Source organism: Candidatus Pantoea persica (assembly GCF_013753875.1).
Classification (GTDB): domain Bacteria; phylum Pseudomonadota; class Gammaproteobacteria; order Enterobacterales; family Enterobacteriaceae; genus Pantoea; species Pantoea persica.
This window is the reverse complement of record NZ_SMDS01000017.1, coordinates 95,861-117,608: the sequence shown is the minus strand read 5'-3', so window position 1 is coordinate 117,608 and position 21,748 is coordinate 95,861. Positions and strand designations below refer to the sequence as shown.

The 21,748-nt window shown below is 59.6% G+C and carries 18 protein-coding genes and 1 pseudogene; 16 read left to right on the top strand and 3 right to left on the bottom strand.

All coding sequences use genetic code 11. The annotated features are described in order from the left end of the window. Positions 1 to 7: 7 nt before the first annotated feature. From ftsI to mutT, 16 genes are all read left to right on the top strand, one after another. On the top strand, positions 8 to 1,774 hold the full coding sequence (gene ftsI / locus EIO60_RS07505) for a peptidoglycan DD-transpeptidase PBP3 (RefSeq protein WP_258576389.1): 1,767 nt from the start codon (positions 8 to 10) through the stop codon (positions 1,772 to 1,774). Beyond that, positions 1,761 to 3,248, top strand: a complete 1,488-nt coding sequence (gene murE / locus EIO60_RS07500) for a UDP-N-acetylmuramoyl-L-alanyl-D-glutamate--2,6-diaminopimelate ligase (protein ID WP_258576388.1) — start codon at positions 1,761 to 1,763, stop codon at positions 3,246 to 3,248. The genes ftsI and murE overlap by 14 nt, the downstream gene beginning before the upstream one ends. Further along, positions 3,245 to 4,603 (top strand): UDP-N-acetylmuramoyl-tripeptide--D-alanyl-D-alanine ligase, encoded by a 1,359-nt coding sequence (gene murF, locus EIO60_RS07495; RefSeq protein ID WP_258576387.1) that lies wholly within the window; start codon positions 3,245 to 3,247, stop codon positions 4,601 to 4,603. Before murE ends, murF begins: the two co-directional genes overlap by 4 nt. Continuing rightward, positions 4,597 to 5,679 (top strand): phospho-N-acetylmuramoyl-pentapeptide-transferase, encoded by a 1,083-nt coding sequence (gene mraY, locus EIO60_RS07490; RefSeq protein WP_258576386.1) that lies wholly within the window; start codon positions 4,597 to 4,599, stop codon positions 5,677 to 5,679. The genes murF and mraY overlap by 7 nt, the downstream gene beginning before the upstream one ends. 2 nt (positions 5,680 to 5,681) lie before the next feature. After that, positions 5,682 to 6,998: a UDP-N-acetylmuramoyl-L-alanine--D-glutamate ligase gene (gene murD / locus EIO60_RS07485; protein WP_258576385.1), complete on the top strand. Its 1,317-nt coding sequence runs from the start codon at positions 5,682 to 5,684 to the stop codon at positions 6,996 to 6,998. Further along, positions 6,998 to 8,224 (top strand): cell division protein FtsW, encoded by a 1,227-nt coding sequence (gene ftsW, locus EIO60_RS07480; protein ID WP_258576384.1) that lies wholly within the window; start codon positions 6,998 to 7,000, stop codon positions 8,222 to 8,224. The genes murD and ftsW overlap by 1 nt, the downstream gene beginning before the upstream one ends. Next, positions 8,221 to 9,279, top strand: coding sequence for an undecaprenyldiphospho-muramoylpentapeptide beta-N-acetylglucosaminyltransferase (murG, locus tag EIO60_RS07475; RefSeq protein ID WP_258576383.1), 1,059 nt, complete (start codon positions 8,221 to 8,223; stop codon positions 9,277 to 9,279). The genes ftsW and murG overlap by 4 nt, the downstream gene beginning before the upstream one ends. A 69-nt stretch (positions 9,280 to 9,348) precedes the next feature. After that, positions 9,349 to 10,824, top strand: coding sequence for a UDP-N-acetylmuramate--L-alanine ligase (gene murC, locus EIO60_RS07470; RefSeq protein ID WP_258576382.1), 1,476 nt, complete (start codon positions 9,349 to 9,351; stop codon positions 10,822 to 10,824). Then, entirely contained in the window at positions 10,817 to 11,737 is a 921-nt protein-coding gene (locus EIO60_RS07465; RefSeq protein ID WP_258576381.1) for a D-alanine--D-alanine ligase, read from the top strand. Before murC ends, EIO60_RS07465 begins: the two co-directional genes overlap by 8 nt. A 2-nt stretch (positions 11,738 to 11,739) precedes the next feature. Next, on the top strand, positions 11,740 to 12,576 hold the full coding sequence (ftsQ, locus tag EIO60_RS07460; protein ID WP_258576380.1) for a cell division protein FtsQ: 837 nt from the start codon (positions 11,740 to 11,742) through the stop codon (positions 12,574 to 12,576). After that, entirely contained in the window at positions 12,573 to 13,829 is a 1,257-nt protein-coding gene (ftsA, locus tag EIO60_RS07455) for a cell division protein FtsA (RefSeq protein ID WP_258576379.1), read from the top strand. Before ftsQ ends, ftsA begins: the two co-directional genes overlap by 4 nt. Positions 13,830 to 13,897: 68 nt before the next feature. Next, positions 13,898 to 15,052 carry a cell division protein FtsZ gene (ftsZ, locus tag EIO60_RS07450; RefSeq protein WP_258576378.1) on the top strand — a complete coding sequence of 385 codons (1,155 nt, stop codon included), beginning with the start codon at positions 13,898 to 13,900 and terminating at the stop codon, positions 15,050 to 15,052. Positions 15,053 to 15,155: 103 nt separating this feature from the next. Beyond that, positions 15,156 to 16,073: a UDP-3-O-acyl-N-acetylglucosamine deacetylase gene (gene lpxC, locus EIO60_RS07445; RefSeq protein ID WP_258576541.1), complete on the top strand. Its 918-nt coding sequence runs from the start codon at positions 15,156 to 15,158 to the stop codon at positions 16,071 to 16,073. Positions 16,074 to 16,372: 299 nt separating this feature from the next. Then, on the top strand, positions 16,373 to 16,873 hold the full coding sequence (gene secM / locus EIO60_RS07440) for a secA translation cis-regulator SecM (protein ID WP_258576377.1): 501 nt from the start codon (positions 16,373 to 16,375) through the stop codon (positions 16,871 to 16,873). 69 nt (positions 16,874 to 16,942) lie between these two features. After that, complete coding sequence (secA, locus tag EIO60_RS07435; protein ID WP_258576376.1) at positions 16,943 to 19,648, top strand: preprotein translocase subunit SecA; 2,706 nt, start codon at positions 16,943 to 16,945, stop codon at positions 19,646 to 19,648. A gap of 140 nt (positions 19,649 to 19,788) precedes the next feature. Continuing rightward, positions 19,789 to 20,184, top strand: coding sequence for an 8-oxo-dGTP diphosphatase MutT (mutT, locus tag EIO60_RS07430; RefSeq protein WP_258576375.1), 396 nt, complete (start codon positions 19,789 to 19,791; stop codon positions 20,182 to 20,184). A gap of 23 nt (positions 20,185 to 20,207) precedes the next feature. Here mutT and yacG read toward each other — a convergent pair whose 3' ends face one another. The 3 genes and pseudogenes from yacG to coaE form a co-directional block, all read right to left on the bottom strand. Continuing rightward, entirely contained in the window at positions 20,208 to 20,405 is a 198-nt protein-coding gene (yacG, locus tag EIO60_RS07425) for a DNA gyrase inhibitor YacG (protein ID WP_258576374.1), read from the bottom strand. An 8-nt stretch (positions 20,406 to 20,413) separates the two neighbouring features. Beyond that, positions 20,414 to 20,970, bottom strand: a pseudogene (zapD, locus tag EIO60_RS07420) (cell division protein ZapD). Positions 20,971 to 20,974: 4 nt separating this feature from the next. Then, positions 20,975 to 21,583, bottom strand: a complete 609-nt coding sequence (coaE, locus tag EIO60_RS07415; protein WP_258576373.1) for a dephospho-CoA kinase — start codon at positions 21,581 to 21,583, stop codon at positions 20,975 to 20,977. Positions 21,584 to 21,748 lie beyond the last annotated feature (165 nt).

The window sequence follows — 21,748 nt, the reverse complement described above, 5'->3', positions numbered from 1 at the left end:
AATCGCAATGAGCGGCGCAAGCGAAACGCTAAAGTTGAGAAAACAGGAAGATAAAGCCAGCTTTGTAAGCTGGCGTTTTGCGTTACTGTGCGGCTGCATCCTTCTGACGCTGTGCGGACTGCTGTCGCGCGTCGCCTGGCTTCAGATCATCAGCCCCGACAAGCTGGTGAAAGAGGGCGATCTGCGCTCGCTGCGCGTTCAGGCGGTGCCCACCGCGCGCGGCATGATCAGCGATCGCGCCGGCCGTCCGCTTGCGGTCAGCGTGCCGGTCAACGCCATCTGGGCCGATCCTAAAGAGCTGCATGACGCGGGCGGCGTCACCCTCGACAGCTGCTGGAAAGCGCTGGCCGACGCGCTCTCTATTCCGCTCGATCAGCTGGCGACGCGTGTTAACGCTAATCCTAAGGGACGCTTTATCTACCTGGCGCGCCAGGTCAGTCCCGCCATCAGCGACTACATCAGAAAACTCAGGCTGCCCGGTATCCATCTGCGTGAAGAGTCGCGCCGCTACTATCCGGCTGGTCAGGTGACCTCTCAGCTGATCGGCTTTACCAATATCGACGGCCAGGGCATCGAAGGCATCGAAAAGAGCTTCGACAAATGGCTTACCGGTGCGCCGGGCGAGCGGACCGTGCGTAAAGACCGCAATGGCCGCGTCATTGAAGATATCTCCTCGGTGGACAGCCGCGCCGCGCATAACCTGACGCTTAGCATTGACGAGCGCCTACAGGCGCTGGTTTACCGCGAGCTGAATAACGCCGTGGCGTTCAACAAGGCGGAGTCAGGCTCTGCCGTGCTGGTGGACGTCAATACCGGCGAAGTGCTGGCGATGGCCAACAGCCCGGCTTATAACCCGAACAACCTCAGCAATACGCCGAAAGAGCTGATGCGCAACCGCGCCATCACCGATATTTTCGAGCCTGGCTCAACCGTGAAGCCGATGGTGGTGATGACCGCGCTGCAGCGCGGCGTCGTTAAAGAAAACAGCGTGTTGAACACCGTGCCGTACCGCGTCAACGGTCACGAGATCAAAGACGTGGCGCGCTACAACGAACTGACCCTTACCGGGGTTCTACAGAAGTCGAGTAACGTCGGGGTTTCACGGCTGGCGTTAGCGATGCCCTCCTCAGCGCTGGTAGATACTTACGTGCGCTTCGGGCTGGGTAAACCGACCAATTTGGGGCTGGTCGGGGAAAGTAGTGGCTTATACCCTCAAAAACAACGGTGGTCTGACATAGAGAGGGCCACCTTCTCTTTCGGCTACGGGCTAATGGTAACTCCGTTACAGTTAGCGCGTGTCTACGCCACGATCGGCAGCTACGGCATCAACCGTCCGCTTTCCATGATAAAAGTCGATCCGCCTGTCGCGGGCGAGCGCGTCTTTTCTGAATCGCTGGTGAAAACCGTGGTTCATATGATGGAAAGCGTGGCGCTGCCGGGCGGCGGCGGCGTTAAAGCGGCGATCAAAGGCTATCGCATCGCGATCAAAACCGGTACGGCGAAAAAAGTCGGTCCGCATGGTCGCTACGTGAATAAATACATTGCTTATACCGCAGGCGTCGCGCCTGCCAGTCACCCTCGTTTCGCGCTGGTGGTGGTGATCAACGATCCCCAGGCCGGCAAATATTATGGTGGCGCGGTTTCCGCGCCGGTCTTCGGTGCCATCATGGGCGGCGTGTTACGCACCATGAATATCGAGCCGGATGCGCTGCCGACCAATGACAAAAACGATCTGGTGACTGACAGATGTGAGGAATCAAGTGACAGATCGTAACCTGCGCGACCTGCTGGGCCCATGGGTGCCAGGCGCGCCGGCGCGTACTCTACGTGACATGACACTGGACAGCCGCAAAGCGGCGTCCGGCGATCTGTTTGTGGCCGTTGCAGGCCACTACGCTGATGGACGGCGTTTTATTCCTCAGGCGATTGCGCAAGGCGTTTCCGCCGTGATTGCGGAATCTGAAGGCGAAGCCAGCGACGGCGATATTCGCGAAGTGCACAGCGTGCCGGTGGTCTACCTGGCGCAGCTGGCGCAGCGTCTTTCGGCGCTGGCGGGGCGATTTTACGGCCAGCCCGGCGATCGACAAAAGCTGATCGGCGTCACTGGCACCAACGGCAAAACTACCACCACCCAGCTGCTGGCGCAGTGGGCGAAGCAGCTGGGAGAAACTAGCGCGGTGATGGGTACGGTCGGCAACGGCCTGCTCGGCCAGCTGACGGCGACCGATAACACCACCGGCTCTGCGGTAGAGGTGCAGCACGTGCTGCGCGAGCTGGCAGGGCAGGGCGCGACTCTGACGGCGATAGAAGTCTCCTCGCACGGTCTGGTGCAGCATCGCGTCGCGGCGCTGCCGTTCGCCGCCGCCGTTTTCACCAATCTGAGCCGCGACCATCTCGACTATCACGGCGATATGCCCGCCTACGAGTCGGCGAAAAAGCTGCTGTTTACCGAACATCAGGTCGGCGAAATGATCCTCAACGCCGACGACGAGGTTGGCCGCCGCTGGCTGGCCGCGCTGCCGGACGCGGTTGCCGTCACGATGGAAAACAATTTACAGCCGGGCTGTCACGGCCGCTGGGTGAAAGCCGACGAGGTGAACTACCACGATAACTGCGCCCATATCCGCTTCAGCTCCAGCTGGGGCGACGGCGAAATCGAGAGCCGCCTGATTGGCGGCTTCAACGTCAGCAATCTGCTGCTCGCTTTCGCCACGCAGCTGGCGCTCGACTATCCGCTCGCCGAACTGGTGCGCACGGCGCCGCAGCTGCAGCCGGTCTGCGGACGAATGGAGATCTTCAGCGCGCCGGGCAAACCGACCGTTGTCGTCGACTACGCCCACACGCCGGACGCACTGGAAAAAGCGCTGCAAGCCGCGCGCCTGCACTGTAAGGGCGCGCTGTGGTGTCTGTTTGGCTGTGGCGGCGACCGCGACAAAGGCAAGCGGCCGCTTATGGGCGCGATTGCCGAGCAGTTCGCCGACAGGGTGGTGATCACGGATGACAATCCGCGCAGCGAAGATCCGCAGGCGATCGTCAGCGACATCCTGACCGGTCTGCTTGAACCACACCGGGCGCGCGTCGTCGCGGGACGCGCGCAAGCGGTCACCAACACCATTATGCAGGCGCAGACTGACGATATCGTCCTGGTAGCCGGCAAAGGCCATGAAAATTACCAAATCGTGGGCAATCGCCGTCTGGATTACTCCGACCGCGCTACGGTTGCTGCGTTGTTAGGAATGACGGCATGATCCCGGTTTCCCTGCAAACTCTGGCTGACATCAGCGGCGGCGCGCTTCACTGCGGCGACCTGACCATCAGCGACGTGACGACCGATACGCGAAAAGTCACGCAGGGCAGTCTGTTTGTTGCGCTGATCGGCGAGCGGTTTGACGCCCATGACTTTGCCGCCGAGGCTCTTGCCAGCGGCGCGCAGGCGCTGTTAGTGAGTAAGCATTTACCTTTAGCTGTACCGCAGGTCGTGGTCGCCGATACGCGCATCGCCTTCGGCAAACTGGCCGCCTGGGTGCGCCAGCAGGCGCAGGCGCGCGTCGTGGCGCTGACCGGCTCCTCCGGCAAAACCTCCGTGAAAGAGATGACTGCTGCCATCCTGCGCCAGTGCGGCGAAACGCTCTATACGGCGGGCAACCTCAACAACGACTTCGGCGTGCCGATGACGCTGCTGCGCCTGACGGCTGAACACCAGTATGCGGTTATCGAGCTGGGTGCCAACCATCAGGGCGAAATCGCCTATACCACTGAGCTGGTGCGTCCTGAAAGCGCGCTGGTGAACAACCTTGCGGCGGCGCATCTGGAGGGCTTCGGCTCGCTGGCGGGCGTGGCGAAGGCGAAGGGCGAGATTTTCAACGGCCTGCCGGCGAACGGCACCGCCATTCTCAACGCCGACAGCAATGACTGGCCGCACTGGCAGAACAACCTGCACGGCAAGCGGGTATGGCGCTTTTCGCCGCAGGGCGCAGAAAGCGATTTTAGCGCGCGCGATATCGTGGTGCGCGCTGACGGCACCGATTTCACCATGCAAACGCCAGCAGGCGCTATCACCATTACGCTGCCGCTACCGGGCCGCCACAACATCGCTAACGCGCTGGCCGCCGTCGCGCTGGCGCTGTCGGTCGACGCGCCGCTCAACGCCATTCAGAGCGGCCTGAAAAATCTGAAGGCCGTGCCGGGCCGCCTGTTTCCCATTCGTCTTGCGGAGCACAAGCTGTTGCTTGATGACAGCTACAACGCCAACGTCGGTTCGATGACCGCCGCCGCGCAGGTGCTGGGCGAGATGCCCGGCTACCGCGTGATAGTTGTGGGCGATATGGCGGAGCTGGGCGACGAGGCAGAACAGTGCCACCGCGAAGTCGGTCTGGCGGCGAAAGCTGCAGGCGTCGATCGCGTGCTGAGCATCGGCGAGCTGAGCGCGAATATTAGCAAAAGCAGCGGCGTTGGCGAACATTTCGACAACAAAGCCGCGCTGACTGAACGTTTACGGACGCTGTTGTCCGAACATCGGGAATTAACCGTTTTGATTAAAGGTTCGCGGAGTACTGCCATGGAGCAGGTCGTGCAGAACCTACAGGAGATGGGAACATGTTAGTCTGGCTGGCCGAACATCTGGTCGCTCTTTATTCCGGCTTCAACGTCTTTTCCTATTTGACGTTTCGCGCCATTGTCAGCCTGCTGACCGCATTATTCATTTCACTATGGATGGGGCCGCGTCTGATCGCCTGGCTGCAGAAGCTGCAGATTGGCCAGGTAGTGCGCAACGACGGCCCGGAGTCGCACTTCAGCAAGCGCGGCACGCCAACCATGGGCGGGATTATGATCCTCACCTCCATCACCGTGTCGGTGCTTATGTGGGCCTATCCTTCTAACCCCTACGTCTGGTGCGTGTTGGTGGTGCTGGTGGGCTTCGGTGTGATCGGCTTTGTCGATGACTATCGCAAAGTGGTGCGTAAAGACACCAAGGGGCTGATCGCGCGCTGGAAATATTTCTGGATGTCGGTGATCTCGCTGGGTGTCGCGTTCGCGCTCTACTCCGCCGGTAAAGGTATGCCCACGACGCAGCTGGTGGTGCCTTTCTTCAAGGAAATCATGCCGCAGCTCGGCCTGTTCTACGTGGTGCTGGCCTACTTCGTGATCGTCGGCACCGGCAACGCCGTCAACCTGACCGATGGTCTCGACGGCTTGGCGATTATGCCCACCGTGTTCGTGGCGGCCGGCTTTGCGCTGGTGGCCTGGGCGACCGGCAACGTCAAGTTCGCCGAATATCTGCATATTCCCTATCTGCGCCACGCGGGCGAGCTGGTGATCGTCTGCACCGCGATTGTCGGGGCCGGACTGGGGTTTTTATGGTTCAACACCTATCCGGCGCAGGTTTTCATGGGCGACGTCGGCTCGCTGGCGTTAGGCGGCGCGCTCGGCACGTTGGCCGTGCTGCTGCGTCAGGAGTTTTTGTTGGTGATTATGGGCGGCGTATTTGTCGTTGAAACGCTCTCCGTGATCCTACAGGTGGGATCGTTCAAGCTGCGCGGTCAGCGTATCTTCCGCATGGCGCCGATCCACCATCACTATGAACTGAAAGGCTGGCCGGAACCGCGCGTTATCGTGCGCTTCTGGATTATCTCGCTGATGCTGGTGCTGATTGGCTTGGCCACGCTGAAGGTACGTTAACTATGGCTGACTATCGGGGCAGAAAAGTCGTCATTATCGGGCTGGGCCTGACCGGCCTCTCCTGTGTTGATTTTTTTTTAGAGCAAGGCGTGACGCCGCGCGTGATGGATACCCGTGTGTCGCCGCCGGGAATCGACAAACTACCTGAGCAGGTCGAGCGCTACACCGGCGGCCTGAACGCCGACTGGTTGATGGCAGCGGATCTGATTGTCGCCAGTCCGGGCATCGCGCTGGCGAATCCCGCGCTGAGCGAGGCGGCGGAAGCGGGCATCGAGATCGTTGGCGATATCGAGCTGTTCTGCCGCGAAGCGCAGGCGCCTATCGTGGCGATTACCGGCTCCAACGGCAAAAGCACTGTCACCACGCTGGTGGGCGAGATGGCGCGCGCTGCTGGCTGGCAGGTGGGCGTTGGTGGCAACATCGGCCTGCCGGCACTGATGCTGCTCAAGTCGCCCGCGCAGCTCTATGTGCTGGAGCTTTCCAGCTTCCAGCTGGAGACGACCTTAAGCCTGAAAGCCGCAGTGGCAACCATTCTCAACGTCACCGAAGATCATATGGACCGCTATCCGCTCGGCATGCAGCAGTATCGCGCCGCCAAGCTGCGTATTTATGAAAACGCGCAGGTCTGCGTGGTCAACGCCGACGACGCGATGACCATGCCGGTGCGCGGCGCCGATGCGTGCTGCGTCAGCTTTGGCATCGACTTCAGCGACTATCACCTTAACTGTCAGCAGGGCACGACCTGGCTGCGCGTGAAGGGCGAAAAGGTGCTGAACATTGCAGAGATGAAGCTGGTTGGCCAGCAAAACTACACCAATGCGCTGGCGGCGCTGGCGCTAGCCGACGCGGTCGGCCTGCCGCGCGCTTCCAGCCTGGCGGCGCTGGCCGGTTTCGGCGGCCTGGCGCATCGCTTCCAGCTGGTGCACGAGGCGAACGGCGTGCGTTGGATCAACGACGCTAAAGCGACCAACGTCGGCAGCACCGAAGCGGCGCTTAATGGACTTGAGGTGACGGGCACGCTCTGGCTGCTGCTGGGCGGCGACGGCAAGTCGGCGGACTTTTCTCCGCTGGCGCGCTATGTGCAGGATGAAAAGGTGCGCCTCTACTGTTTTGGCCGCGACGGCGACGCGCTGGCGGCGCTGCGGCCCGATAATGCGGTACGCACCGACACGCTGCAGCAGGCGATGGCGCTGATCGCGCCGCAGACGCAGCCTGGCGACATGGTGCTGCTGTCGCCGGCCTGCGCCAGCCTTGATCAGTTCCGCAATTTTGAACAGCGCGGCGATTGCTTTGCGCACCTGGCGAAGGCGTTAGGCTGATGCATATTCCTGGCGCCGGACTGATTATCGGACTCTGCACCTTTATCGGCAGCCGCCTGAAAAACTGGGTGATGGGCGCGCGCGACAGCGACGACTCCGCGCTGGTGCTCTACGATCGCACGCTGCTGTGGCTGACCTTCGGCTTGGCGGTGATTGGCTTTTTGATGGTGACCTCGGCCTCGATGCCGGTGGGCCAGCGCCTCAACGACGATCCCTTCTACTTCGCCAAGCGCGACGCCTTCTATATCGTGCTGGGACTCGGCATCGCGCTGGTGACGCTGCGCGTGCCGATGGATTTCTGGCAGCGCTACAGCAACGCCATGTTGCTGGCTACGGTGGTAATGCTGCTGATTGTGCTGGTGGTGGGCAGCTCGGTGAACGGCGCGTCGCGCTGGATCGCCCTCGGCCCGCTGCGTATTCAGCCGGCGGAGCTGTCGAAGCTGTCGCTGTTCTGCTATCTCGCCAGCTATCTGGTGCGCAAGGTCGAAGAGGTACGCAATAACTTCTGGGGCTTCTGCAAACCGATGGGCGTGATGGTGGTGCTGGCGGTGCTGTTGCTGGCGCAGCCTGACCTCGGCACCGTGGTGGTGCTGTTCGTCACCACGCTGGCGATGCTCTTCCTAGCGGGCGCGAAGCTGTGGCAGTTCCTCGCCATTATCGGCTCCAGTATTTTTGCCGTAGTGCTGCTGATTATCGCCGAGCCTTATCGTATGCGCCGCGTCACCTCGTTCTGGAACCCCTGGGAAGATCCCTTCGGCAGCGGCTACCAGCTGACCCAGTCGCTGATGGCGTTCGGCCGCGGCGAATTCTGGGGGCAGGGCCTCGGCAATTCGGTGCAAAAACTGGAGTATCTGCCGGAGGCGCACACTGACTTTATCTTCTCTATCATCGGCGAAGAACTGGGTTATATCGGTGTGGTTTTGGCCTTGTTGATGGTATTCTTCGTCGCTTTTCGTGCGATGTCGATCGGCCGACGCGCGCTGGAGATCGATCAGCGTTTTTCCGGCTTTCTCGCCTGCTCGATCGGCGTCTGGTTCAGCTTCCAGGCGCTGGTCAACGTCGGCGCGGCGGCGGGCATGCTGCCGACCAAAGGTCTGACGCTGCCGCTGATCAGCTACGGCGGCTCTAGCTTGCTGATTATGTCGACCGCCATCGTGTTTTTGCTGCGTATTGATTATGAAACACGCCTGACGAAAGCGCAGGCGTTTACCCGAGGTGCCCGATGAGTGGGAAGCGTTTGATGGTGATGGCGGGCGGAACCGGCGGGCATGTTTTCCCCGGTCTGTCCGTCGCCCATCATCTGATGGAGCAGGGCTGGCAGGTGCGCTGGCTCGGCACCGCCGACCGTATGGAAGCGGATCTGGTGCCGAAACACGGCATTGAGATTGAGTTTATCCGCATCAGCGGGCTGCGCGGCAAAGGCGTGAAGGCGCTGCTGCTGGCGCCGATGCGCATTTTCAACGCCTGGCGGCAGGCGCGCGCCATTATGCGCGCCTGGCAACCGGACGTGGTGCTGGGCATGGGCGGCTACGTTTCTGGTCCCGGCGGCCTGGCGGCCTGGAGCTGCGGCATCCCGGTGGTGTTGCACGAGCAGAACGGCATCGCCGGCCTGACCAACAAGTGGCTGGAGAAAATCGCCAGCAAGGTGATGCAGGCGTTTCCCGGCGCCTTTCCGCAGGCGGACGTGGTCGGCAACCCGGTGCGTACCGAAGTGCTGGCGCTGCCGCTGCCGCAGCAGCGACTGGCCGGCCGCTGCGGTCCGGTGCGCGTACTAGTGGTCGGCGGAAGCCTGGGGGCTCTCGTGCTAAATCAGATGCTGCCGGAGGTGGCGGCCGCGCTGGGGGATAGCATCACGCTGTGGCATCAGACCGGCAAAGGCGCGCTGCAGGAGGTGCTCAAAGCGTATCAGCAGGTGGGCCAGACGCAGCACAAGGTAACGGAATTTATCGACGATATGGCGGCCGCCTACGCCTGGGCGGATGTGGTGGTGTGTCGCTCCGGCGCGCTGACCGTCAGCGAAGTTGCCGCCGCGGGCTTACCGGCCATCTTCGTACCTTTTCAGCACAAAGATCGCCAGCAGTACTGGAACGCGCTGCCGCTGGAAAAAGCGGGCGCGGCCAAAATTTTTGAGCAGCCGCAGTTTACTGCGGATGCCGTAGCGGACACGCTGCGCCACTGGGATCGTCCGATGCTGTTGAGCATGGCGGAAAAAGCGCGCCAGGTGGCGATCCCCGATGCAACCGAACGGGTTGCGCAGGAAGTGGCGCGCGTCGCGAAGTGAATAATCAGGCCAGCGCGGCTGGCCGGTGCCGGAAAAGGCACGCATCAAGATGACAGGTAACTGAGACCGATGAATACAAAACAACTGGCAAAACTGCGCTCCATTGTGCCCGAGATGCGTCGCGTCCGGCACATTCACTTTGTTGGCATCGGCGGTGCCGGCATGGGCGGTATTGCCGAAGTGTTGGCGAATGAGGGGTACCACATTAGCGGTTCTGACCTGGCGCCGAACTCGGTGACGCAGCACCTAGCAAAGCTGGGCGCGACTATTTACCTCAACCATCGCCCGGAAAACGTCACCGACGCCAGCGTGGTGGTGGTTTCCAGCGCGGTGGCGCAGGACAACCCTGAGCTGGTGGCGGCGCGCGAGCAGCGCATTCCGGTGATCTGCCGCGCTGAAATGCTGGCGGAGCTGATGCGCTTTCGTCACGGCATCGCCATTGCCGGCACGCACGGCAAAACCACCACCACCGCGATGGTGTCGAGCATCTATGCGGAAGGCGGACTGGATCCGACTTTCGTCAACGGCGGCCTGGTTAAAGCCGCCGGTACGCACGCGCGTCTCGGTAGCAGCCGCTATCTGATTACGGAAGCGGACGAGAGCGACGCCTCGTTCCTGCACCTGCAGCCGATGGTCGCCGTGGTGACCAATATCGAAGCCGACCATATGGATACTTATCAGGGCGACTTCGAGAATCTGAAGCGGACCTTTATCAACTTCCTGCACAACCTGCCGTTTTATGGCCGTGCGGTAATGTGCGTTGACGATGTGGTGATCCGCGACCTGATCCCGCGTGTTGGACGCCAGATCACCACTTACGGCTTCAGCGACGACGCCGATGTGCGTATCGAGGGCTATGAGCAGCGCGGCGCGCAGGGGCACTTTACGCTAGTGCGTCACGACAAGCCGCGCCTGCTGGTGATGCTGAACGCGCCGGGCCGACACAACGCGCTCAACGCGGCGGCGGCGGTCGCGGTGGCGAGCGAAGAGGGCATTGACGACAACGCCATTCTCGCTGCGCTAGAGAGCTTCCAGGGCACCGGTCGTCGCTTCGATGTGCTGGGCGAATTCCTGACCGAATCGGTGAACGGCAGCGCGGGCGCGGCGATGCTGGTGGACGACTACGGCCATCATCCGACCGAAGTCGATGCCACCATTAAGGCGGCGCGCGCCGGCTGGCCGGACAAAAAGCTGGTGATGGTATTTCAGCCGCACCGCTACACGCGCACGCGCGATCTGTTCGACGACTTAGCCAATGTGCTGTCCCAGGTCGATGTGTTGCTGATGCTGGATGTCTATTCTGCCGGCGAAACGCCGATTCCGGGCGCGGACAGTCGCGCGCTGTGCCGCTCGATTCGCGGCCGCGGCAAAGTCGAGCCGGTGCTGGTGCCCGATCACGATGCGCTGCCGGAAATGCTGGCGCCGCTGCTGTCCGGCAACGATCTGGTGCTGGTGCAGGGCGCTGGCAACGTCGGCAAAGTGGCGCGCAAGCTGGCGGATTGCCGTTTGCAGCCCGAGCGTAAAGCGGAGGATCTTCATGGCTGATAAAGTCGCCGTCCTGATGGGCGGTACCTCGGCGGAGCGCGACGTGTCGCTGCTGTCAGGCAGCGCGGTGTTGGCCGGGCTGCGCGAAGCGGGCGTCAATGCGCATGTGGTTGATACGCGCGACGTTTCGGTGCTGACGCTGAAAGAGCAAGGCTTTGACGCCGCCTTTATCGCGCTGCACGGGCGCGGCGGCGAAGACGGCACGCTGCAGGCAGTGCTGGAATTTTTGCAGCTTCCCTATACCGGCAGCGGCGTGATGGCCTCGGCCATCACCATGGACAAACTGCGCACCAAGCTGCTGTGGCAGGGACGCGGCTTGCCGTCGGGCCGCTTCGTCTGGCTGACGCGCGAGGAGTATCTGGCGGGCCTGAAGGCGGAAACGCGCGGGGCTATCGACGTGCTGGGGCTACCGCTGTTCGTGAAGCCGAGCTGCGAAGGCTCCAGCGTCGGCATCAGCCGCGTCAACGCGCCTGACGCGCTGCCAGCGGCGCTGGAAGAGGCTTTTCGCCATGACGACAACGTGCTGGTAGAGGCGTTTTTCGGCGGCGAAGAGTATACGGTGGGCATCCTCGGTGATCAAATTCTGCCGGCGATACGCATTCAGACCGCCAGCGAGTTTTATGACTATGAAGCAAAATATATTTCTGACGATACTCAATACTTCTGTCCGGCAGGATTAAGAGCGGAGCGGGAGGCGGAGCTGCAGACGCTGGTGCGCGCAGCATGGCAGGCGCTGGGCTGCAGCGGCTGGGGCCGCGTAGACGTCATGACCGATGCGCAAGGCAACTTCCAGCTGCTGGAGGCAAATACCTCACCGGGTATGACCAGCCACAGCCTGGTGCCGATGGCGGCGAAAGCGGCGGGTATGCGCTTCTCCGAGCTGGTGGCGCGTATTCTGGAGCTGGCCGACTGATTATGCCACAGGTGGCACTGAACGCACGGAACCACGAGCCTCAGGAGCGCGCACGCACGGGGCGCAGCAACGGCGCCAGACTCTTCGGCATCGTGTTTTTGCTGATGGTCGTTGGCATTATGATTTTCGGCGGCCTAGTGGTCGTGAAGTGGATGAACGACGCGTCGTGCCTGCCGCTTTCCCGGCTGGTGGTTATGGGCGAAACCCACTACACCACCCACGACGATATTCGCCAGGCGATTCTGTCGCTGGGCGCGTCGGGCACCTTTATGTCGCAGGATGTGAACATCATCCAGCAGCAGATTGAACTGCTGCCGTGGATCAAGCAGGTCAGCGTGCGCAAGCAGTGGCCGGATGAGCTGAAAATCCATCTGGTGGAGTATGTGCCGGTGGCGCGCTGGAACGATGTGCATATGGTGGACGCGGAGGGTGTCTCCTTCAGCGTGCCGGCGAGCCATACCGGCAAAGAGGCGATGCCGATGCTCTACGGGCCGGAAGGCAGCGAGAAAGAGGTACTGGCAGGCTACCACAGCATGAGCGACGTGCTGAGGGCCAACAAGTTTACTCTGAAGGTCGCGTCGATGACGGCGCGGCGTTCATGGCAGCTGGTCACCAGCGACGATGTGCGCATCGAACTGGGGCGCAGCGACACCATGAAACGTCTTAACCAATTTATTGAGCTCTATCCGGCGCTGCAGCAGCAAGGGCAGAACGAGCACAACCGTATCAGCTACGTGGATTTGCGCTACGACCCGGGGGCAGCCGTGGGCTGGACGCCGCAGCCGGTGGAGCTACAGGACAGTAATCAGCAACAGAACCAGGCACAGGCTAAACAATGATCAAGGCAACGGACAGAAAACTGGTAGTTGGACTCGAAATTGGCACCGCGAAGGTCGCCGCCCTAGTTGGGGAAATTCTGCCCGATGGTATGGTCAACATTATCGGGGTGGGCAGCTGTCCGTCTCGCGGTATGGATAAAGGCGGCGTAAACGACCTGGAGTCGGTGGTGAAGTGCGTACAGCATGCCATCGATCAGGCCGAGCTTATGGCGGATTGCCAGATTTCATCCGTCTGTCTCGCCTTATCGGGCAAACATATCAGCTGTCAGAACGAAATCGGGATGGTTCCGATATCCGAAGAGGAAGTGACTCAGGATGATGTGGAAAACGTCGTACACACTGCGAAGTCAGTGCGCGTGCGAGACGAGCACCGCATCCTGCATGTTATTCCTCAGGAATACGCTATCGATTATCAGGAAGGTATCAAAAACCCAGTCGGACTTTCCGGCGTGCGCATGCAGGCAAAAGTGCACCTGATCGCATGTCACAACGATATGGCGAAAAATATCGTCAAAGCCGTTGAACGTTGTGGCTTGAAAGTTGACCAACTGATTTTTGCTGGCCTGGCGTCCAGTTTCGCCGTGCTGACGGAAGATGAACGTGAGCTTGGTGTCTGTGTTGTCGACGTCGGTGGCGGTACAATGGATATTGCCGTCTATACGGGCGGCGCGCTGCGTCATACCAAAGTGATCCCCTATGCGGGGAATGTAGTGACCAGCGATATCGCTTACGCCTTCGGCACGCCGCCGACAGATGCGGAAGCGATCAAGGTTCGTCACGGCTGTGCGCTCGGCTCCATTGTCGGCAAAGACGAGAATGTTGAAGTCCCGAGCGTCGGCGGACGTCTGCCGCGCAGTCTGCAACGTCAGACGCTGGCCGAAGTGATCGAGCCGCGATACACCGAATTGCTGAATCTGGTCAACGACGAGATTCTGCAGCTGCAGGAACAACTGCGTCAGCAGGGCGTGAAACACCATCTGGCAGCCGGGATTGTGCTGACCGGTGGCGCGGCGCAAATTGAGGGGCTGGCCGCCTGCGCGCAACGCGTATTCCATACGCAGGTGCGCATTGGACAACCGCTCAATATCACAGGCTTAACGGATTACGCACAGGAACCCTATTACTCAACCGCAGTAGGACTGTTGCACTATGGTAAAGAGTCTCATATGAACGGCGATGCAGAGACGGAAAAGCGCGCATCGGTAGGGAACTGGTTCAAGCGCATTAATAGCTGGTTGAAGAAAGAATTTTGATTTTTGTAAGGAGGCCATCCGGGCACAGTTTATGGTCTCTAGCGACAGGCACATAACGGAGAGAAATCATGTTTGAACCGATGGAATTAACCAATGACGCGGTGATTAAAGTCATCGGCGTCGGCGGTGGCGGTGGCAACGCCGTAGAGCACATGGTACGCGAGCGTATCGAAGGTGTGGAGTTCTTTGCTGTGAACACCGACGCTCAGGCGTTGCGTAAAACAGCGGTTGGCCAGACGATCCAGATCGGTACCAATATTACGAAAGGTCTGGGGGCAGGGGCGAATCCGGAAGTCGGCCGTACCTCTGCGGAAGAAGATCGCGAAGCACTGCGTTCTGCGCTGGAGGGAGCAGACATGGTGTTTATCGCAGCCGGTATGGGCGGCGGTACCGGAACGGGCGCTGCGCCGGTCGTGGCGGAAGTGGCCAAAGACCTGGGCATTCTCACCGTTGCGGTGGTGACCAAGCCGTTCAACTTCGAAGGCAAAAAGCGCATGGCCTTTGCCGAGCAGGGCATCGCCGAGCTGTCGAAGCACGTGGACTCGCTGATCACGATTCCGAACGATAAGCTGCTGAAAGTGCTGGGCCGCGGCATCTCTCTGCTCGACGCCTTCGGCGCGGCAAACGACGTGCTGAAAGGCGCAGTACAGGGTATCGCCGAGCTGATTACGAGTCCGGGCCTGATGAACGTCGACTTCGCCGACGTGCGCACCGTGATGTCGGAAATGGGCTACGCCATGATGGGCTCCGGCGTCGCCTGCGGCGAAGACCGCGCGGAAGAAGCGGCCGAAATGGCGATCTCCAGCCCGCTGCTGGAAGATATCGACCTTTCTGGCGCGCGCGGCGTGCTGGTTAACATCACGGCGGGCTTCGACCTGCGTCTGGACGAGTTTGAAACCGTGGGTAACACCATCCGCGCCTTCGCCTCGGACAACGCCACCGTGGTTATCGGTACCTCACTGGATCCAGAGATGAGCGACGAACTGCGCGTGACCGTGGTCGCTACCGGCATCGGCATGAACAAGCGTCCGGAAATCACGCTGGTGACCAAGAAGCCAGCCAGCCAGCCGGTTATTGATCACCGCTACCAGCAGCACGGCATGTCGCCGCTGCCGCAGGAGCAAAAGCCGGCCGCGAAAGTCGTTAACGACCAGAGCGCGCAGTCTAACAAAGAGCCAGATTATCTTGATATTCCCGCGTTTTTGCGTAAGCAGGCTGACTAGGAATAACTTGAGAATTGGGTTTCGCCGCTCTTTGTGCTAAAGTATTTACCTGCTGGTAAAGTACACTGGCAGTGTCGGATGGGTAATATTGCGAGATAATACGATGATCAAACAAAGGACATTAAAACGTATTGTTCAGGCGACTGGCGTCGGTTTGCATACTGGCAAAAAGGTCACGCTGATATTACGCCCTGCGCCGGCAAACACCGGGGTCATCTATCGTCGCACTGACTTGAATCCACCGGTTGATTTCCCGGCTGATGCAAAATACGTGCGCGACACCATGCTGAGTACCTGCCTGGTGGATGACGAAGGCGTGCGTATTTCAACGGTTGAGCATCTGAACGCCGCTCTGGCGGGTCTGGGTATCGATAACATTATCGTTGAAGTTGATGCGCCGGAAATTCCGATTATGGACGGTAGCGCCGCGCCCTTTATCTATCTCCTGATGGATGCGGGCATTGAGCAGCTCAACAGCGCGAAGAAATTCGTACGTGTTAAGCAGGCCGTGCGCGTGGAAGATGGTGACAAGTGGGCCGAGATCAAACCCTATAACGGTTTTTCTCTTGACTTCACCATCGACTTCAAACATCCGGCCATTGATTCCAGCTCGCAGCGCTATCAGCTGAACTTCTCAGCCGATTCCTTTGTTCGTCAGATCAGCCGCGCCCGTACGTTCGGCTTTATGCGTGAAATCGAGTACCTGCAATCTAAAGGCCTGTGCCTGGGCGGTAGTCTGGATTGCGCTATCGGTCTTGACGATTTCCGCGTGCTGAACGAAGAAGGCCTACGTTTTGAAGATGAGTTTGTTCGTCACAAAATGCTCGACGCGATCGGCGACCTGTTTATGTGCGGCCACAATATTATTGGCGCGTTTAGCGCGTTCAAATCAGGCCATGCGTTGAACAACAAGCTGCTGCAGGCCGTTCTGGCTAAACAGGAAGCATGGGAATGGGCTACCTTTGAAGACGAAGCGGAACTGCCGCTGGCATTCAAGGCACCAAACCTGGTTCTGGCTTAATTACTTAAGAACGTTGAACGGCTAGTTATGCTGACACCCCTCTCCCGTCAGCGGCGCCAGCCGTTTTTTTATTGTGCATTTTTCATCCCTGAATGTGCGATATCCCTCGCAGTGATATGTGCAACGTTGTCGAAACGCTGAACAAACGCGCGCGTTTTATTCCTGTCCGACTTTAAACCCTGATGTGGTCGCCCCACATAAATGTTACTATCAGGCGCGCTGAAACGCTGAGTGCCGCCGTTTCTGACAGGCGGTAAACCCTAATAACGGCGCGATCGTTGATTCGCAATGGAACAGTTGTGATCGGAATTTTTTTACGCTGGCGACAATTGGGTAGACGCTATTTCTTGCCTCATCTCCTGTTGGGGATGGTGGCGGCCAGTCTTGGCCTGCCGATCTGCGCGCAAAGCACCGAGCTTAACGCCTCTTCCGAATCGCCTTCCAGCAGCCTCTTTGTCGGTAGCGCCACGCGCTTCGATCAGCTTATCCGTTTACAGGAAACGGTGCGTCGGCCCAGTTTTACGGTTGACTACTGGTATCAGCACGCCATTCGTACCGTTATTCGACATCTCTCTTTTTCGCTTACGCCGCAGGCGGAACTGGACACCTTACCGCTGGCTGAACACAAGCTGGTGCTGATCGACTCGCTGCAGGCATTGCTGACCACCCATATCTTCCTGCGACAGCCGCCGCAGCAGACTAGCGCACCATCCGACGGGCTTACGCCATCCTCCTCGCTCTCCAGCTGGCGCAGTAAAACCCATGCAATTCGCGCTGGACCGTCTACGCTGCTTGTCTGAACAACTTTTTTAAATACCTTTTTCATTATCGCAGCCCGCACGATGCGGCTGAATTGAGATGTTTTTACTATGTTAATTAAACTGTTAACGAAAGTATTTGGCAGCAGCAATGACCGCACCTTACGCCGTATGCGCAAAGCGGTAGACGTCATCAACAAAATGGAGCCGGATTTCGAGAAGCTTTCAGACGATGAGCTGAAGGCGAAAACCGACGAATTCCGTGAGCGCCTAAAAAAAGGCGAGACGCTGGAAAGCCTGCTGCCGGAAGCCTTCGCCACCGTGCGCGAGGCAAGCAAGCGCGTCTTTGGCATGCGTCACTTTGACGTACAGCTGATCGGCGGCATGGTGCTGAACGATCGCTGCATCGCAGAGATGCGTACCGGTGAAGGTAAAACCCTGACGGCAACGCTGCCGGCCTATCTAAACGCCCTGAGCGGCAAAGGCGTGCACGTCGTTACCGTCAACGACTATCTGGCGCAGCGCGATGCAGAAAACAACCGTCCGCTGTTTGAATACCTTGGCCTGAGCGTCGGCATCAATCTGCCGGGCATGCCGTCCGTGGCGAAGCGCGAAGCCTATGCGGCCGATATCACCTACGGCACCAACAACGAGTATGGTTTCGACTACCTGCGCGACAACATGGCGTTCAGTCCGGAAGAGCGCGTGCAGCGCAAACTGAACTACGCACTGGTGGATGAGGTCGACTCCATCCTGATCGACGAAGCGCGTACGCCGCTGATTATCTCCGGTCCGGCCGAAGACAGCTCCGAGCTCTATATCAAGGTCAACAAAATCATTCCAAGCCTGGTGCGCCAGGAGAAAGAAGACTCCGACACCTTCCAGGGCGAAGGCGACTTCTGGGTGGATGAAAAAGCGCGTCAGGCGCATATGACCGAGCGCGGTCTGGTCAAGGTGGAAGAACTGCTGGTCAGCCAGGGCATTATGGAAGATGGCGAATCGCTCTACTCGCCGACCAACATTATGCTGATGCATCACGTCACCGCGGCGCTGCGCGCCCATGCGCTGTTCACCCGCGATGTGGATTATATCGTCAAAGACGGCGAAGTGGTGATCGTCGATGAGCACACTGGCCGCACCATGCAGGGACGTCGCTGGTCCGACGGCCTGCATCAGGCGATCGAAGCGAAAGAGGGCGTAGAGATCCAGAACGAAAACCAGACGCTGGCCTCTATTACCTTCCAGAACTACTTCCGTCTTTATGACAAGCTGGCCGGGATGACCGGTACGGCCGATACCGAAGCCTTCGAATTCAGCTCTATCTACAAGTTCGACACTATCGTCGTGCCGACTAACCGCCCCATTGTGCGTAAAGATCTGCCCGATCTGGTCTACATGAGCGAGAAAGAGAAGATCGACGCGATCATCGAAGACATTCGCGAGCGTACCGCCAATGGGCAACCGGTGCTGGTCGGCACCATCTCCATTGAAAAATCAGAAGTGTTTTCCAACGAGTTGACGCGCGCCGGCATCAAGCACAACGTGTTGAACGCCAAATTCCACGCCCGCGAAGCGGATATCGTCGCACAGGCCGGTCAGCCGGGCGCGGTGACCATCGCCACCAACATGGCGGGTCGCGGTACCGACATCATGCTGGGCGGCAGCTGGCACGCCGAAGTGGCTGAGCTGGTTGAGCCGACCGAGGCGCAAATCGAAGCGATCAAGGCTGAGTGGCAGAAGCGCCACGATGCGGTGCTGGCGGCAGGCGGCCTGCATATCATCGGCACCGAGCGTCACGAATCGCGCCGTATTGACAACCAGCTGCGCGGCCGTGCCGGACGTCAGGGCGACGCCGGTTCCTCCCGCTTCTATCTGTCGATGGAAGATGCGCTGATGCGTATTTTCGCCTCAGATCGCGTTTCGAACATGATGCGCAAATTGGGCATGAAGCCCGGCGAAGCAATTGAGCACCCGTGGGTGACCAAGGCTATCGCCAACGCACAGCGTAAGGTCGAGAGCCGCAACTTCGACATTCGTAAGCAGCTGCTGGAATATGATGACGTCGCCAACGATCAGCGCCGCGCTATCTATAGCCAGCGTAACGAGCTGCTGGACGTGTCCGACGTTAGCGAAACCATCAACAGCATCCGCGATGATGTGTTCAAAACCACCATCGACACCTATATTCCGCCGCAGTCGCTGGAAGAGATGTGGGACGTACCGGGCTTGGAAGAGCGCCTGCGCAACGACTTCGACCTCGACCTGCCGATCGCCGAGTGGCTGGACAAAGAGCCGGATCTGCATGAAGAGACGCTGCGCGAGCGCATCATGACGCGCGCGCGTGAAAACTACGCCAGTAAAGAAGAGGTAGTCGGCGCTGAGATGATGCGTAACTTCGAAAAAGGCGTCATGCTGCACACGCTGGATTCGCTGTGGAAAGAGCATTTTGCGGTGATGGACTATCTGCGTCAGGGCATCCATCTGCGCGGCTACGCGCAGAAAGATCCGAAGCAGGAGTACAAGCGCGAATCCTTCGCCATGTTCTCGGCAATGCTGGAGTCGCTGAAATATGAGGTGGTCAGCACCCTGAGCAAGGTTCAGGGGCGCATGCCAGAAGAGGTCGAAGCGATAGAGCAGCAGCGTCGCGAAGAAGCGGAGCGTCTGGCGCAACAGCAGCAGCTCAGCTACGTTGACGACGAAAGCGCTGCGGCCGCCTTGCTGGCCGCGCAAAGCGGCGAGCGCAAAGTAGGGCGCAACGATCTCTGCCCATGCGGCTCGGGTAAAAAATATAAGCAGTGTCACGGCCGACTGGCCTGACAGGCGCTAACGAAAAAGAGGCTGCGGCCTCTCTTTTTTATTGGCCCGGCCGCTGCGGGCTGTCTGACGCGCGATTAACTTTGCGGCGCCCTTACTTTAGAATCAGCGCCTGTACATTCACCCGAAGTGGAACCGATTTTATGAAGCACCTGCAGGTTGCCGTCGGCATCATCCGTAACGCCGATAAACAGATTTTCCTTGCCCAGCGTCCCGCCTCATCGCACATGACGAATATGTGGGAGTTTCCCGGCGGCAAGATTGAGCCGGGCGAAAGCACGGAGGAGGCGCTGAAGCGCGAGTTGCTAGAGGAGACGGGCATCGAGGTGACGCACGCGACGGCGATTGGCTTAGCCGATCACACCTATGCTGATGTGCGCGTGACGCTGCATTTATTCCTAGTGGAGGGCTGGCGTGGAGAGCCATGGGGTCGGGAAGGGCAGCCGCAGCGCTGGGTCGCGCAGCAGGCGCTGGTGGCGGAAGAGTTTCCACCGGCCAATCATGAGCTGATCGCGCGCCTGACAGCCGGCGAGCTTTAACGTCAGGAGCCTGGCCCCTGATACTACCGCTGCTCCTCACTCCAGTCGTCGCTGTCGCTTTGATCGCCCTCGCTGGCGATGCGCTTCTCTTCGGCGGCCCATTCGTCCAGATCAATCAGCTGGCAGCGCTTGCTGCAGAATGGGCGCCACGGGCTCAGCTCATCCCAGATCAAATCTTTACCGCAGTGGGGACAATGCACGGTAATCACTTCATTTTGCATAGCTACCTCTAACAACAGGCCAGTTCGGAATTCAGCCGTGCGGGCACTTCGCCACGCTCGCTGTCGAGCGGCAGAAAACGGATTAACGACTTTTATTATGGCCCGACACCTGGGGATAAAGCGCGTCTTCCAGATGCAGCCAGATATGCAGTCCGGGCAGATCGAAGCTGCAACAGCCGCCGGGAATGCTGAGACGCTGGCGCACTGGGCCGATAAGCCGGCCTTCGCGCAGCGGCTGCCCCATACGCGTCGCGCTGTTCAGCGCGACCGCCTGCGTCCGTAGCTTGTCGCGCAGCGCATCTACGACCGCCATATCGACGCCCGGCACGTTAGCTCAGGCGCGCAGCTTCTGCTGCTGGCGCTCCAGCTCTTTCAGCAGTTCGGTACGCATATCGTCGCGCTCAAAAATATCCAGCAGTTCGCCGATAATGCGGAAAAAGGTCAGCGCTGTCGCTGAACGGCTGACGGGCACTGTTTCATAAAGCTGGTGGATTAAAAACTCGACGCGAAGCTAGGTGCACCTTTTTTCATTTAAAGAGTGCTCAAACAGAACGACTGTACTCATAGCGTTAATTCTGTTGCGTCGCCGCCAGCGCCAGGTAGCGCTGATTCAGAGCGGCAACCTTCGGCAGCACGTTATCCGGCGCGCCGCTGTTATTAATCACGTCGTCTGCCACGGCGAGACGCGCCTCGCGCGTCGCCTGGGCGGAAAGAATATTGTTGGCCTGCTGAAGATCGATGCCGTCGCGCTGCATGGTGCGCGCCAGCTGCGTAGCCTGATCGACGTCGACCACCAGCACACGGTCCGCCTGGCGCTGCAGGTTATTTTCCACCAGCAGCGGCACAACCCACAGCACGTAGGGCGCCTTCGTCAGCGCCTTAAGCTGCTGCGTGCGGGCGTTAATCAGGGGATGAAGCAGGTTATTCAGCCAGACTTTCTCTTCAGGCGACTGAAAAATCAGGGTTCTCAGCCGGGCGCGGCTCAACGCGCCCTGTTCGGTCAGTATGTTGTCGCCGTGGCGCGCGGCAATCTGCTGTAGCGCCGGCGAGCCTGGTTCGACCAACTCGCTCGCAATCACATCCGCATCGATGACGGGTACGCCAAGGGCCGCGAAAGCCTTGGCTATCGTACTTTTTCCACTGCCGATTCCTCCGGTCAGTGCCACAGTATAGGGCATATTGCTCTCTCTGGCGCATAGCGCAGACGGAAGCACAGGACTGCGCGCGCGATCACAATGAAAAAGTCTACGCTAAATTTTTATTGGATTGTAGCATAAATAAAGTGAAATTTGCAGTCTTGTCGCGGCGCGTATGACTATGCCACTGGAGCCGTGTGCGCTACC